The following is a 12,240-nucleotide window of genomic DNA, read 5'->3' as shown; positions in this document are numbered from 1 at the left end:
CCCGATCCCCCGCTCCCCAACGTGATGGACAGGGCGACGATCTTCGCCACCATGAGCAGGATCAGAAATCCGAGCAGGTTCAATCCCCCACTCCCGAGCTGGAGGTTCACGATCTCTCCGACGGTGCTGTACCCGGTTCCGAGCACATTCGGAAGCCAGAGGGCGATCGCCCCTAGCAATAACCCCCCGATCGCCGGTTTCACGACCGGATGAACCTTGAGTCGGTCGAACAGGTCCTCCGTCCCGTACAGGCTCACGATCTCGATGTAGCCGATCCCGGCGGCAAACAGCCCCAAGAATAGGTACAAGACGAGCTCATACGGGCTGCGAAACTGGTATGGAGGAACTCTTATCATCGGCTCCGCCCCGATGAAGACGCGGGAGATGATGGTGGCAAAGGTGGAGGAGATGGCGAGCGGAACGAACGAGCGCGTTTTAAGCTCAAGGAGGATCAACTCGATGGAGAACAGGACCCCGGCCAGAGGTGCGTTGAACGTGGCAGCGATCCCGGCGGTCGCCCCACAACCGACCAACACCCTGAGGTCGGAACTCGGGAGCCTTAACCACTGTCCGATCGTACTCCCGGCCGCGCTCCCGATCTGAACGATCGGCCCCTCGCGCCCCGCCGATCCTCCTGTCCCGATGCACACCCCAGAGGCGAGAACCTTGGCTATCGCCACCCGGGGGCGAATCCTCCCGCCCCGCCGCGCCATCGCCTCCATCACCTCCGGTACCCCGTGTCCCTTCGTCTCGGGAGCGAAGTAGTAGGTAATCAACCCAACGATAAGTCCTCCCGCCGCCGGGATGATGAGCACCGTCCATCCGGCGTGGTTGATGAGCGGGGTGATGAAGTGGACCGACGGCTTATGGAAGAAGGAAAGATCGTTGATGAAGAAGATGAGATAGCGGAACAGGAGCGCGCCGAACCCGCCGATGACCCCGACCAAGACGGCGAGCAGGTTGAGCTTCAGGTTCTGAACGATCACCTTGTGAATACGCCCTGTTAACCTGACCATCATGAGATACGATTCTAGCGGGAAATGACCGTGTTGCCAACCTGTTTTCCCCTCTCTTGTTTGGCTTGCGCTAACAAAGCAATCGAGTATACTTTTAATTTTGGTCCCGCCTTCCGTGTAGAATCGACGGGTTACAGGCGGGCGCGACTTTTTAAGGTGGTTACGATGATTGAGGAACAGTTGAAGAAGATCCTCGCTACCGAAGCCGAAGCGGATAAGATCGAAGCTGATGCCCGCGCGGAGGCGGAGAAGATCATCGCCGACGCGCACGCCAAGGCGAAGGAGCTCATCGCCCAGGCAGAGGCGCGGGCCCAGAGACGATTGCAGGAGCTGCGCGCCCAAGCGGAGGCTGACGGGAAGGCGGAGGCGGAACGGCTGACACAAGTCCAAGAAAAGTTACTGCAGCGCCTGCGGAAGCGTTACAACGACCTCCACACAAAGGTCGTCAAGGAAGCCGACCTCGACCTTGCCTCCATCCTCACCCTGGCAAAGGAGTAGGAGATGTACGCCTATCTCCACGCGAAGATCCGCGGAAAGCTGGCGCGGATGGTGTCCGCCGCTGATTTGGACTCCCTTGCCGGAGCGGACCTGGACGGGTTGCGCCAACGGCTGAGCGAAACAAGCTATGCAGCCGAGCTCGAGGCCGAGGATCATCCAATCTGCGATCAGCTCCGCCGCGGGATGTTCGCGGACATCGCCACCCTCCTCCCCGCATTGGGAGGAAGGGATCGGGACCTGATAATCGCGGTCCTCGCCCGCTATCGGGTGGAGAACTTGAAGACGATCATCCGCGCCCACATCCGGGGGATTCCGGCGGATGAGGTGAAGAGACATCTGTTCGCGCTGCCGTGGGAGCGGGTTGATTATCCCCATCTTCTCGGACTCCCGGGGATCGACGCGCTGATCAAGGAACTCCCTTGGCCCAACTACCAGCGCGCCTTGACTGCTGTCCACCGCCAGGTGGGGGACAAGGAGATCACGTTTCCGTACGAGGCCGAGCTCGATTCCCTTTATCTCCAGCAGCTTATCTTAGAGTACAAGCGACAGAAAGCCGACGTAAAGGAGATCCTCAAGAACCGAATAATGCGAGAGCTGTTCTCCTGGGCGTTTCGCCTTAAGGGATACGGGTTCTCGTTCCCCGAGACCGTCAATCTCCTCCCCGACTTCCGCCCTCTCATCTCCCAGGAGGAGCTGCGGGGGATCGTGGAGGACGCGGAAGGATGGCACAGGATCGCGCATTTTCTTGGTGGAGAGGTGGGAAAGCAGTTTGAGCGGATGGAGGAATTCAACGTCGAAAAGCTGGAACAGAGCTTCGACGAGGCCCTGTTGCCGCTCGTCGGAGAGGTGTTCATCACCGCGCCGTTCGGGTTGGGAATCGTGGTTGGCTACATCTACCTCAAGGAGCTCGAGCTGAACCGGCTCGTCGAACTCGTAGAACGGGCCCGGGTAAGGGGGTAAGGATGTTCATCACGGAGAAGATGCAGCGTGTCAACGTCCTCCTCCCCCGTGAGGATGCGCCCCGGTTCTGGGAGCGGATCGGCCGGGCCGGGGTCATGCAGCCGGGGGAGACGCGTCGCATGACCAGCGTCAGGGAACACCTTCAGTTCCTCGACCTGGGCGACCTCCTTGCCCGCCTGCGCGAGGCGGCCGGATTCCTCGAGGTCGACCTCGACTCCCCGCTCTCCGATCCAACTGTCTCCCCCCTCCCTCCCGACGAGTTGAAGAACGAACTCGAAGTGATCGGAAGGGAACTGGAAGAAGCGCGAGGGAAGCTCCAGAAGCTGCGGGAATCGCAGCGATCGCTGGAGCGGGAGTTCGACCATCTCAAGGTGCAGGAAGCGCACCTCCGACTCCTCGAACCGCTTGCGGTGGACATCGGCACTCTTCTCCATTTGAAGCGGTTCTGCGTCCTCGCGGGAACCCTGCCTGAGGACAACCTGGAACCGCTCGATCGCAGTCTACATCGGTTTCCGCACGCCATCCTCCCCTACCGGACCGAGGAACATCGGGTCCAGACTCTCATAATCTGCCTGAACCAGGACAGGAGTGCAGTGGAGGAGGTGTTGGAGGCGGCGCTGTTCCGACCGTTAGACCTTCCCGAGGAGATGCACGGCTCCCCCCACGAGGCACTGGAACACCTGCAGCGCAGGGAGGCCCGTCTGCAGGAACAGCGCGCCAAGGTAGAGCAGGCCCTTACCGAGTTCGAGAATTGGCGTGCGGAGAAGCGGGCGGAGCTTTCCGACTTCCTCAAGGTGAACACCGCCGTGCTGAGCGCACACTCCACCGTAGGGGAGACGCGGGCGGTCGCCCTTGCCACCGGGTGGGTGCCGGCACGGGAGTTCAAGCAGCTGCGCGCGGCGGTGCAGGAGGAGCCGCGCTGGGTCCTGGAAGCGGTCGAAATCCCGTATGAGAAGGATAAGGACGAAGACGGAGTGACTGTGCCGAGCAAGCTGCGTAACCCCGGGATCTTCAAGGTATTCGAGGGGTTGGTGAGTCTGTACGGGACACCGCGCTACGGCGGATTCGATCCGACGGTCATATTCTCGGTGATGTTCGTCTTCCTGTTCGGGATGATGTTCGGCGATCTCGGACACGGGTTCGTCCTGTTCCTCTCCGGGCTCGGGCTTCTGCTGTGGCCGCGGTTGCGAGAGGGATGGAAGCGGACAGGATCGGTCCTCATCGCAGTAGGGGCATCGTCGATGGTCTTCGGCACCCTGTACGGGAGCTTCTTCGGGTACGAGAACATCATCCCCGCTCTCTGGTTCCGGCCGCTCGATGATATCAACCGAATTCTGATCTACGCGATCGCAATCGGAGCGGTGGTGATCATTGTGGGGATCCTGATCAACATCGCGAGTCTGCTCATCCAGCGCCGGTACTTCGAGTCACTCTTCACCCGGTTTGGATTTATCGGGTTGCTGTTCTATATCGGGCTCCTGCTCGCCATGCGGGCGTTCATGGGCGGAGGGTTGAACCTCGGAGTCGCTCTGCTGATGTTCATCCCGTTGATCATCATGGGACTTGAGGGACCGATCTCCAAGCTGTGGCACAAACAGGAGGCGCAAAACGGAGAAGAGGAGGAAAGTCCCCTCATCCGTCTCGTCGTCGCGGTAGTGGATATATTCGAGACGATACTCGTATACTTCAGTAACTCGCTCTCGTTCATCCGTGTAGCGGCGTTCGCCCTCAACCACGTCGCCCTCTCGTTGGCGATATTCCAACTGGGGAGGATGTTGGAAAAGATGATCGGCGGCGGCGGGGTGTTGTACATTCTTGCCGTCATCGGCGGGAACCTGTTGATCCTCGTGCTCGAGGGAGGTATCGTCGGGATTCAGACGTTGCGGCTCGAGTTCTATGAGTTCTTCTCTAAGTTCTTCGAGGCGGAAGGCACGGCATTCAAGCCGTTTAGACTAGAGTACAGAAGGAGGTAAATCGTGCGTAAGATCGTTTACGGACTATTGGGATTCAACGGAGCGTTGTTCCTCGCGGGGTTGGCCCTGTTCGCCTTCGCCCTTGTTACCTACCATCCGTGGGCGGCAGCGCAAGCCGCCACCACCGGAGCGACCGGGACCTCGACCACGACCGGAACAGGGCTTGCCCTTCTCGGTGCAGCTCTCGCCACCGCTGGCAGCTCACTCGGAGCCGGTTGGGCGCTGTCCCAAGTTGGGGCGGCAGCGATGGGCGCGATTACCGAGAAGCCGGAGATGTTCGGGCGAAGCCTCGTCTACGTTGGGTTGGCCGAAGGGATCGCGATCTACGGGGTCATCATCTCGATCATGATCATCGGAAAGGCCTAGAAGATGCCGACGCGGGATAGGATCTACGTCATCGGCGGAAAGGAGATGGTCCTCGGATTCTCCCTGCTCGGGATTGCCGGGTACACCCCAAACCGGGCGGAGGAGACCGAAGCCGTGTTGCGTGAGCGATTCGGGGATCCGGAGACGGCCCTCATCCTGATCGAGGATCGGACGGCAGCCCAGATTCCGGAAACAGTGGATGAACTCCAGTCGCGCAAGGACTTTCCGCTTGTGGTGGAGATCCCCGGGCCGCAAGGCGCAGTGAAGGAAAAGAGCATCAAGGAGTTCATTGCGGGGGCGATCGGGATAAGACTATGACGGACGTTAAGACTGCAGGGGAGTTGGCCGCCCTGACCGAGCACGTGCTGCACCAAGCGCGTAAGAACGCCGAGCAGATAGTGGCGCGGGCCCGCCAGGAGGCGGAGAAGATCATCTCCCAGGCCGAGGAGCAGGCCAAGGTGCGCGAGGAGGAGTTGGTTCACGCCGGGATGGAGGAGGTGACGCGACTCCGCCGCCAGATCGTCTCGCAGGCGCAGCTCCGGCTGAAGGAGGAGCTCCTGCGGGAGAAGGCGGAGATCCTCGGCCGAATCGTGGGAGAGATCCGTGATCGATTAACGACGATGTGTGCCAAGGACGGGAAGGAGTATCTGGACGTTCTCGTCGGGTTGGTGGAGGCCGCAATCTCCGGGGAAGAAAAGCTCCCGAAACGATTGATCCTCCACCTATCTCCGCAAGACATCGCCCGCTATGAGAAGGAGCTTCCCACGGCCATCACCGCCCGGACAGGGGTGAAACAGGTGGAGCTTGTCCCTGAGCCGATCCGCGGTGGGGTGATCGTCGAGATCCCGGAAAGCCATGTGGAGGTCGACAGCTCCGTCTCCCGGCTCTTGCAAGAGTTCACCCCCAAGGTGGAGGCCCTGGTAACCCGGGAGATCTTCGCCCCGCTCAATGGAGGTGGGGAATGACACAAAAGACTGAACAACAGACGGGAACGATTATCTACATCAATGGACCTGTGGTTAAGGGCGCGGGGATGTCCGAGGCGAACGTAATGGAACTCGTGTACGTCTCCGACGAGCGGTTGGCCGGAGAGATCATCAACATCGACGAGGACATCGCTACGATCCAGGTGTACGAAGACACGACCGGGCTCAAGCCCGGGATGCCGATTCACCGCTCTGGGCAACCGCTCTCCGTCGAGCTCGGCCCCGGACTCCTGGGGAAGGTGTTCGACGGGATCGCCCGGCCGCTGGAGGCAATCCGGGCGGAACAGGGGACGTTCATCGGCCGCGGGGTCCATGTGGAAACGATCGACCGGGAGAAGAAATGGGAGTTCACCCCGACGGTCAATCAAGGAGACAACGTGGTTCCAGGCACGATCATCGGCACGGTGCCGGAGACTCCGCTCCTCGAGCATCGGATCGTCGTGCCGGCCGGGATCGCCGGCAAAGTGAAGCGGATCGCCGCTCCTGGGGAGTACACCGTTACCGATGAGATCGCGGTGATCGAGACCGAGGACGGAGATCGGCCGCTGACCATGCTCCAGCACTGGCCGGTGCGGCGGGCGCACCCGCTGAAGGAGCGAATGAAGCCGTCCGTCCCGCTCATCACCGGGCAGCGGGTGATCGACATCCTGTTCCCGCTCGCCAAGGGGGGAGCGGCGGCGATCCCGGGTGGCTTCGGAGCGGGGAAGACCGTCCTCCAACACCAGCTCGCCAGCTGGTCGGACGCCGACCTGATCATCTACATCGGCTGCGGAGAGCGGGGAAACGAGATGACCGACGTGTTGGAGGAGTTTCCCAAGCTGAAGGATCCACGCTCCGGCCATCCGTTGATGGAGCGCACGATCCTGATCGCCAATACGTCCAACATGCCGGTGACGGCACGGGAGAGCTCGATCTACACCGGGGTGACGATCGCCGAGTACTACCGCGACATGGGCTATCACGTCGCTCTGATGGCCGACTCCACCTCCCGCTGGGCCGAGGCGATCAGGGAGATCGCTGGACGCTTGGAGGAGATGCCGGTGGAGGAGGGATTCCCCGCCTATCTTCCGGCGCGGCTCGCCGAGTTCTACGAGCGAGCGGGTTATGGAAAGGTCGGGCCGGACCGGGAGGGGTCGATCACGATCATCGGTGCGGTCTCGCCCCCTGGGGGAGACTTCACTGAGCCGGTCACCCAGAACACGAAGCGGTTCATCCGCACGTTCTGGGCGCTGGACAAACGGCTCGCGTTCGCCCGCCACTTCCCGGCGATCTCGTGGATCGACACCTACTCCGAATACGTCGATGAGATGGCCGCGTGGTGGCAGAAGGAGAAGGGGGTCGACTGGCGGAGCCTGCGCCAGCGGGCCCTGTCCATCCTGGCGCGGGAGAACGAGCTGCAGAAGATCGTGCAGATCATCGGGCCGGATGCCCTCCCGTCCGAACAGCGGCTCGTCCTGCAGGTGGCCTCCCTGATCAAGGAGGGGTTCCTGCAGCAGAACGCGACCGACGAGATCGACCGTTACTCGACCCCGGAGAAGGAGATCAAGATGCTCGAGCTTCTCGTACACTACGAGGAGCGGGCAAAGAAGCTGCTCTCCCAGGGGCTCCCTGTCTACCGGATCCAAGAGATGAAGATCAACCTGAAGCTTGCAACAATGAAGCACGAGGTCCCGGACGACAAGCTGGAGGAGCTCGATAAGATCAAGGAAGAGATGGATGCGGAGTTCGATCAGCTCGAGCAGGGGCTTGCCCGACCGGCGGAAGTGAGGGGATGAGGATGGGTAACGGAAGAAGGATCTATCTGGGAGTGGAGCGGGTGAACGGCCCGCTCGTCTTCGTGACCGGAGTGAAGGGAGTCGGGTACGGCGAGATCGCCGAAGTGGTCACATCATCCGGTGAAGTCCGTCGCGGCCGCGTGTTGATCATCGATGGCGATACGGTCGCGATCCAGGTGTTCGAGGGGACGAGCGATATCTCATCGAAGAATACGAAGGTCCGGTTTGCCGGGCGTCCCCTGATGGTGAAGGCGTCGGAGGAGATGCTCGGGCGGGTGTTCGACGGAACCGGTCGCCCGCTCGACGGGGCGCCCCCGCCGCTGTCCGGCGAGGAGCGGGACATCAACGGGGCGGCGATCAACCCGGTCAGCCGCGTTTATCCAGAGAACTTCATTCAGACTGGCATCTCAGCGATCGATGGGATGAACACCCTCATCCGCGGGCAGAAGCTTCCGATCTTCTCCACGAGCGGGCTCCCCCACAATCGGCTCGCCGCCCAGATCGTGCGGCAGGCGACGATCCCGGGGGAGGAATCGGAGTTCGTGATCGTGTTCGCCGCAATGGGGGTTAAGCACGACGAGGCGGCGTACTTCGAGGAGACGTTCCGCGAGACCGGGGCACTGGAGAACGTGGTGATGTTCCTCAACCTCGCCGACGATCCGTCGATCGAGCGGACGATCACCCCGCGCGTCGCCCTCACCGTCGCCGAATACCTCGCGTTCGAGAAAGACAAGCACGTCCTCGTCATCATGACCGACATGACCAACTACTGCGAGGCGCTGCGCGAGGTGGCGACCGCCCGGGGGGACGTGCCGACGCGGAAGGGGTATCCCGGGTACCTGTACAGCGACCTCGCTTCGCTGTACGAACGGACCGGCCGCGTCATCGGATCAGAGGGATCGATCACCCAGATCCCGATCGTGTCGATGCCGAACAACGACATCACCCATCCGGTCCCGGACCTGACCGGGTACATCACCGAGGGGCAGATCGTGCTCGATCCGAAGCTCGACCGCCAGGGGATCTACCCCCCGATCTCGGTCTTGCCCTCGCTCTCCCGACTGATGAAGGACGGGATCGGAGAGGGGTACACGCGCGAGGATCATCCCAACCTGGCGAACCAGCTGTACGGAAGCTACGCGCGCGTCCAGCAGATCCGGAACATCGCCTCGATCATCGGGGAGGAGGAGCTGTCCGCGGTGGACAAGAAGTACCTCAAGTTCGGGGAGTTCTTCGAGCAGGAGTTCCTCAACCAGGGCGAGGAGAACCGGACGATCGAGGACACGCTCAACCTCGGGTGGAAGGCGCTCGGACTCCTTCCGGTGGATGAACTGGGGCGGCTGAAACAGGCCCAGATCGAGAAGTACTACAAGGCGTGGTGAGAGATGCCGATCGATGTTCCTCCCACCAAGGCGAACCTGCTCGAGCTGAAGGATCAGCTCGCGATCGCCAAGAGCGGCTACGAGCTCCTGGAGGAGAAGCGCGAGGTGCTCGTAAGCGAGCTTCTGAACATCATCGATGATGCCGAGGCGTTCCGCCGTGAGGTGACGGAGCGCCTCGCCGCGGCGTTCTCCGCCCTGGAAGAGGCGATCTACCGGCTCGGGGAGGAGCAGGTGCAGCGCGCCGCTCTCGCCTGCGTCACCGAGGCGCAGATCACCCTGCGCGAGCGGTCGATCATGGGGGTTACGATTCCGTTGATGGAGCGCAAGCTCCTCGAGCTCGAGCCGCAGTTCGGGCTGCTCGGGACGTCGTTCTCCCTTGACGAGGCCCTGCGTCGGTTTTACGATGCACTCGAGCGGATCCTCCGCCTTGCCGAGACGGAACGGGCAGCGTGGCACCTGGCGATCGAGCTGAAGAAGACGCAGCGGCGGGTGAACGCGCTGGAGAGCATCTTCATTCCGCAGTACGAGGAGACGATTCGCTACATCGAGTCGCGGCTCGAGGAGGCGGAACGGGAGACGATATTCCAGATGAAGCTGCTCAAAAGCCGAAGTGAAAAAGGAGGTTAGTGTGGACAAGCCATTCACCAAGGCCCTCATCCCGATCGACGGATCGCGCTACTCAATGCAGACAGCCGAGTACGGAATCAAACTCGCTAAGGCTTATGGAATGGAGATCCTCGCGTTCTACGTGATCGATGAAACGTCGGTCGAGTCGCTCACCCACCTGTCGAAGGAGGAGCCGCACATGCTCCAACAGAACCTGCGGCGGGAAGGGGAGAACTGCCTCAACTACCTGGCCGAGCTCGCCGCTGACGAAGGGGTTAAGCTGGAAACCCGGATTCGTACCGGAACTCCACACCAGGCGATCGTGGAGACAGCCCGGGCGGAGAACGTCGACCTGATCATCATCGGGAAGGTCGGACAGCGCGGTCCGCGGCGGATTCTGATCGGTTCGGTCACCGAGCGGGTGATCGAATCCGCCCGTTGCCCCGTGTTGGTCGTGCGTCAGGGGTGACCACGCTCAACGTGGACGGTAAAAACCGGAACCAGGTAGAATAACCCAATGGTACATGGTGCCTCCGGACAGGGGGAATATTTGTCCCGCTTCTTCACGCCCTCAAGGTAACTGTCGTTACAGACAAATAACGCGTCCATCAGTTAGACTATTGCAAATCGCCGGAGGCAAGGCAGTAAAGGGAGTGATCTGTTTTGAATAAATTATCAAATAAGAGCAGGGTACTGTTACTGCTGTGGTTGGTGATGCTCGCATTCCAAGTGGGATCGGTCTGGGGACAAACCTCCACTGGGGTGTCGGTGACACGCACCATTTCCGCCGCGTTCGTTCTCCCAAGCAGCCAGTTCAGAGTGACCTTACACATCCAAGCAGATCGCGACCTCAATGGGATGGGGATCGAAGAGAAGCTACCAGTCGGATGGGTCATCCACCCATTGGACAACGCCGGCGCGGCGTTCAAACGCGCCCAAGGCCAATGGGTATTCAAACGGAAGATAAAAGCCGGGGACAGCATCGAGATCGTCTACGAGGTCGAGGTCCCCGGAGAGAAGGAACTGCGGGCGGGATCGCTGCCGGCCTGTTTCTCAATCTCCGGAGTGTTGCAGAGCAAGGTACCAGCGCTCCAAATCCCGGTGGGCGGTGATTCCGAACTTCAAGTGGTCTCCATCGTCCCCGGTTTGAGTGCGATCGCACACTTGGTACCGGCAGGGAAAGACAACCCGCGCGACAGTCTCGACTTCCGCTTGAGCCAATGGATATCGCGCCGGCAGTTCACCCGGGCGATCGAGCTGTGGCGATCCGACACCCCGATCCCCGGAACCGGCGGGGAGACGATCGACCTCGATCTTATCGAAAAGATATTCGCCTACTACGAGACTTGCACCCCTATCGATAAGCCATTGCCGGAGACAGATGCACCTGAATTCCAGGCGGTGCGGACGATCACCACCTTCCTTCCTGAGGATACCATCCTCATACCACGTGGATGTCTCGACCCCGGGCCGGATGCGCGTCGCCTCCTCGTCACGGTGGAGATCACTCCCAAGTTCGATGCGTACGGAGTGGGACTGCAGGAGTGGCTACCTGCCGGATGGCGCGTGACTCAGATCAAGGGTGATGGCTTCTTCTACCACCGGTCTCGCACAGAATGGATATATCCCAAGCGCGTCGCCGCCGGAGAAACAATAAAACTGGCCTATCAGGTGGAAGCAGCCTCGACCCTGCCGGAGGGTCTCGATTGTCAGCAAGGGTGCTGTGGTGACGAGGTAAAACTGGTGGGGACTGTGTCGAGCGCGCTCGGATGCGATAAATACGAGGTAACCGGTGAGAACACGGTTCACATCTGGCAATGCTTGCCGGTCATGCTCGCCATATCCCGCTGGGATGTGTCTGATGATCGGCTTGATGTTACCCTTTCTGACAATATCTCGTTCCCGCAAGTACAGCGAGCGGTGGCGTTCTGGCAGCAGAGCGAGCCGGTACCATTCACATGCGGATACACGGTCGGCTACGAGACACTGAAAGCGATCGTGGCTCATTGGCTGAAGGATATACCTGTCACAGAGGAGTTGCCGGAAGCCACTCGCGGGCCAACAGCGCCGGGAAATGCAGCGGACAACTCCTACGAATGGTTCTGTCAGATGAAGGAACGCCAACCAGCGTCCGACTGGGTGGGGGAGAGCACCATCCCCGCGGTTGTAGACGCCGGACCGGACAGAGTCATAACCTGCGCCGAGCCCGTGGTCACGCTCAAGGCGAGTGTTTCAGGGGGAAAGCCGCCGTACTCGTTCGTGTGGAAGGACTCCACCGGGAGAGTGGTCGGTACCACGCAAGAGATCCAAGTCGACCGCCCGGGGACCTATACGGTGACCGTCAGTTCATGTCAGGGTCGTGCCGGGAGCGACACGGTGACCGTCACCCAGGACATCACCCCGCCTGAGGTGAAGATCACCGCTGACCAGCCTGCCCTCACCTGCGCGGTCACTGTGGTCAAGCTGCTCGCCCAGGCGACCGGCGGTACCTCGCCCTACTCCTACCAGTGGACCGACTCCGCCGGTAAGTCGCTCGGAAACTCCGAGGCGATCACCGTCTCCGACCCCGGCACTTATACCGTCGTCGTCACCGGAGCCAACGGCTGCTCAGGGAGCGATGAAATCAGCATAACCCAGGACATCGCCCCACCCCTGGTTGACGTTGGTCCCACTCAGAC

General features: G+C 61.1%; 12 protein-coding genes. 11 read left to right on the top strand and 1 reads right to left on the bottom strand.

The window, feature by feature from the left end:
• On the bottom strand, window positions 1–986 hold a 986-nt coding region (locus J7J55_01970; GenBank protein ID MCD6141471.1), incomplete at its 3' end, for a chloride channel protein.
• A 195-nt stretch (window positions 987–1,181) separates the two neighbouring features.
• Between J7J55_01970 and J7J55_01965 the strand changes: the two genes are divergently transcribed.
• The 11 genes from J7J55_01965 to J7J55_01915 form a co-directional block, all read left to right on the top strand.
• Window positions 1,182–1,514, top strand: coding sequence for a hypothetical protein (locus J7J55_01965; GenBank protein ID MCD6141470.1), 333 nt, complete (start codon window positions 1,182–1,184; stop codon window positions 1,512–1,514).
• A gap of 3 nt (window positions 1,515–1,517) precedes the next feature.
• A complete protein-coding gene (locus tag J7J55_01960; protein ID MCD6141469.1) occupies window positions 1,518–2,474 on the top strand; it encodes a V-type ATPase subunit in 957 nt (318 codons plus the stop codon).
• Window positions 2,475–2,476: 2 nt separating this feature from the next.
• A complete protein-coding gene (locus J7J55_01955; GenBank protein ID MCD6141468.1) occupies window positions 2,477–4,447 on the top strand; it encodes a hypothetical protein in 1,971 nt (656 codons plus the stop codon).
• Window positions 4,448–4,813 carry an ATPase gene (locus J7J55_01950; GenBank protein ID MCD6141467.1) on the top strand — a complete coding sequence of 122 codons (366 nt, stop codon included), beginning with the start codon at window positions 4,448–4,450 and terminating at the stop codon, window positions 4,811–4,813.
• Between the two features lie 3 nt (window positions 4,814–4,816).
• Window positions 4,817–5,131 carry a V-type ATP synthase subunit F gene (locus tag J7J55_01945; GenBank protein MCD6141466.1) on the top strand — a complete coding sequence of 105 codons (315 nt, stop codon included), beginning with the start codon at window positions 4,817–4,819 and terminating at the stop codon, window positions 5,129–5,131.
• Window positions 5,128–5,778 carry a V-type ATP synthase subunit E gene (locus J7J55_01940; protein ID MCD6141465.1) on the top strand — a complete coding sequence of 217 codons (651 nt, stop codon included), beginning with the start codon at window positions 5,128–5,130 and terminating at the stop codon, window positions 5,776–5,778. The genes J7J55_01945 and J7J55_01940 overlap by 4 nt, the downstream gene beginning before the upstream one ends.
• Complete coding sequence (locus J7J55_01935; GenBank protein MCD6141464.1) at window positions 5,775–7,574, top strand: V-type ATP synthase subunit A; 1,800 nt, start codon at window positions 5,775–5,777, stop codon at window positions 7,572–7,574. The genes J7J55_01940 and J7J55_01935 overlap by 4 nt, the downstream gene beginning before the upstream one ends.
• A 2-nt stretch (window positions 7,575–7,576) precedes the next feature.
• Entirely contained in the window at window positions 7,577–8,956 is a 1,380-nt protein-coding gene (locus J7J55_01930) for a V-type ATP synthase subunit B (protein MCD6141463.1), read from the top strand.
• Window positions 8,957–8,959: 3 nt separating this feature from the next.
• Entirely contained in the window at window positions 8,960–9,583 is a 624-nt protein-coding gene (locus J7J55_01925) for a V-type ATP synthase subunit D (protein ID MCD6141462.1), read from the top strand.
• Between the two features lies 1 nt (window position 9,584).
• Window positions 9,585–10,031: a universal stress protein gene (locus J7J55_01920; GenBank protein ID MCD6141461.1), complete on the top strand. Its 447-nt coding sequence runs from the start codon at window positions 9,585–9,587 to the stop codon at window positions 10,029–10,031.
• A 299-nt stretch (window positions 10,032–10,330) separates the two neighbouring features.
• On the top strand, window positions 10,331–12,240 hold a 1,910-nt coding region (locus J7J55_01915; protein ID MCD6141460.1), incomplete at its 3' end, for a hypothetical protein.

The sequence above is a fragment of the Candidatus Bipolaricaulota bacterium genome (genome assembly GCA_021159055.1).
In the GTDB taxonomy this organism is placed as follows: Bacteria; Bipolaricaulota; Bipolaricaulia; order UBA7950; family UBA9294; genus S016-54.
Note: the sequence above shows the minus strand (reverse complement) of the source record. Positions and strands in the feature narration are given on the sequence as shown.

Excerpts from the sequence above, each read along its gene's own strand:
- J7J55_01965 (MCD6141470.1), top strand. The coding sequence starts at position 1,182 with ATGATTGAGGAACAGTTGAAGAAGATCCTCGCTACCGAAGCCGAAGCG.
- J7J55_01960 (MCD6141469.1), top strand. The coding sequence starts at position 1,518 with ATGTACGCCTATCTCCACGCGAAGATCCGCGGAAAGCTGGCGCGGATG.
- J7J55_01955 (MCD6141468.1), top strand. The coding sequence starts at position 2,477 with ATGTTCATCACGGAGAAGATGCAGCGTGTCAACGTCCTCCTCCCCCGT.
- J7J55_01945 (MCD6141466.1), top strand. The coding sequence starts at position 4,817 with ATGCCGACGCGGGATAGGATCTACGTCATCGGCGGAAAGGAGATGGTC.
- J7J55_01940 (MCD6141465.1), top strand. The coding sequence starts at position 5,128 with ATGACGGACGTTAAGACTGCAGGGGAGTTGGCCGCCCTGACCGAGCAC.
- J7J55_01935 (MCD6141464.1), top strand. The coding sequence starts at position 5,775 with ATGACACAAAAGACTGAACAACAGACGGGAACGATTATCTACATCAAT.
- J7J55_01930 (MCD6141463.1), top strand. The coding sequence starts at position 7,577 with ATGGGTAACGGAAGAAGGATCTATCTGGGAGTGGAGCGGGTGAACGGC.
- J7J55_01925 (MCD6141462.1), top strand. The coding sequence starts at position 8,960 with ATGCCGATCGATGTTCCTCCCACCAAGGCGAACCTGCTCGAGCTGAAG.